The sequence below is a fragment of the Nesterenkonia sp. AN1 genome (assembly GCF_000582475.1).
Classification (GTDB): Bacteria; Actinomycetota; Actinomycetes; order Actinomycetales; family Micrococcaceae; genus Nesterenkonia; species Nesterenkonia aurantiaca.
The window spans coordinates 1-1,439 of sequence record NZ_JEMO01000030.1 but is presented as its reverse complement, the minus strand read 5'-3'; the positions used below and the strand labels follow the sequence as shown (position 1 = coordinate 1,439).

Annotated in this window: 1 protein-coding gene; it reads right to left on the bottom strand. The window is 62.1% G+C overall.

All coding sequences use genetic code 11. From position 1 onward, the window contains the following. Positions 1–351: 351 nt before the first annotated feature. A complete protein-coding gene (locus BG28_RS15145) occupies positions 352–1,050 on the bottom strand; it encodes a class F sortase (protein WP_084479763.1) in 699 nt (232 codons plus the stop codon). Positions 1,051–1,439 lie beyond the last annotated feature (389 nt).

The following is a 1,439-nucleotide window of genomic DNA, read 5'->3' as shown; positions in this document are numbered from 1 at the left end:
GTCAGCGGTGGCGACGCCGTCGGAGGCTCCGCCGTGGTCTGAGTGGGCCATGGCTGGGGCTGCGCTGAGCAGCAGCGCGCCGAGGGCGAGTGTGGGAACAGCAAAGAATTTGGATTTATGCATGTGAGGGACTCCTCGTCACAATCGTTGTCGCCACGTCCAGGGGTCCCGGATGCGACTCAATCAGAGTAACCCAGATCACCCCAATTGTAGAAATAATTACTTGGTCTAACTATCCGGTGGTAATAAGAAACGCAGCGTCTCGTTAATCAGCCTTCGACACTCGAGACCCGGAGTGACACCGTCTGGGGCACGGCGGAAGCCGCCAGTCCCGGCCTGGTCTATTCGAGCTCAGTCGGCGAGGGTCGCGTAGACCACGTAGTTGTCTTCGTATTCTCCGGTGCTCTGGTTGTAGCCGTCACAGGTGATCAGGCGCAGCTCCGGATCCTCGGTGTTGCCATAGACCTCCAGTGTGGGGAAGGTGTCCTTCCCGTACTGCTCGGCCTTGGTAACTACAAACGTGGCCGCCTCTCCGTCTTCCTGCGCCACGGTGATCTCGTCGCCTTCGCCGAGATTGGGGAGGTCAGCGAAGACCCCTGGCTGACCGAGCGAGTCGTCGACGTGGCCCAGCAGCACCGAGGGGCCCTGCTCTCCGGGAGCGGGAGATCCGGTGTACCAGCTTGCTGGTGAGCCTGGATCCCCGGGTGGAACCTCCAGGGTCCCGTTGTCTCTGAGGCCCAGGTGCAGCAGCTCGGAGCCGGCCGCAATGGTGGGGATCTCGAAGGAGGCAGGCGGAGCGGTCTCGGTGGCGGCCTCGCCGGACTGCTCCTCGGCGTCCTCGGCTTCCTCAGTCTCTTCAGTCTCCGCAGGGGTCGGTGTGGGCGTGGCCTCAGCCTCGTCCTCGTTCTGACTGTCGTCCGGGGCGTCGGTCTCTGCTGGTGCATCCGTTGCTGGCGTGCTCGCCTCCGATTCAACAGCTGCGGGAGGTTCTGCTTCGTTCGCCGCTGCGCTGCTGTCCTGTCCGGGTGAACAGGCCGAAAGGACAAGCATCAATGCCGAGGTGATGGCGAGCGCACCCGCGCGGCGGGGGCTGGCTGGTGACGGAGAGGTGGCTTCGTGGTGTTGCCTACGGAGACGAGACATGGAGGTTCTCTTTCGGATTGGACCTTCTAGGCGGCAACAATCTTGTTAAACGTGTCACTCCCCGCCTAGGAGTGCATGTCAACACAATCTACAGTCCCCCATGAAGTATTTCTTTTGGGAGGGGAAGTGCCGGTGTGGAGTCCAGTTGAGGATGGGGAGCCAAGAGCGGCCCTGCAGAACCAGGAAGTTCCGCAGAGCCGCTGCGTCGTCTGTCCGATTCTTGGGGTCGGAATCAGATGATTGGCGTCATCGACGCAGAGCCCGTGCTCTGCGTTTCGTGATCAGGACTCGGTGGG

Coding starts and splice junctions, on each gene's coding strand:
- BG28_RS15145 (WP_084479763.1), bottom strand. CDS start 1,050: ATGCTTGTCCTTTCGGCCTGTTCACCCGGACAGGACAGCAGCGCAGCG.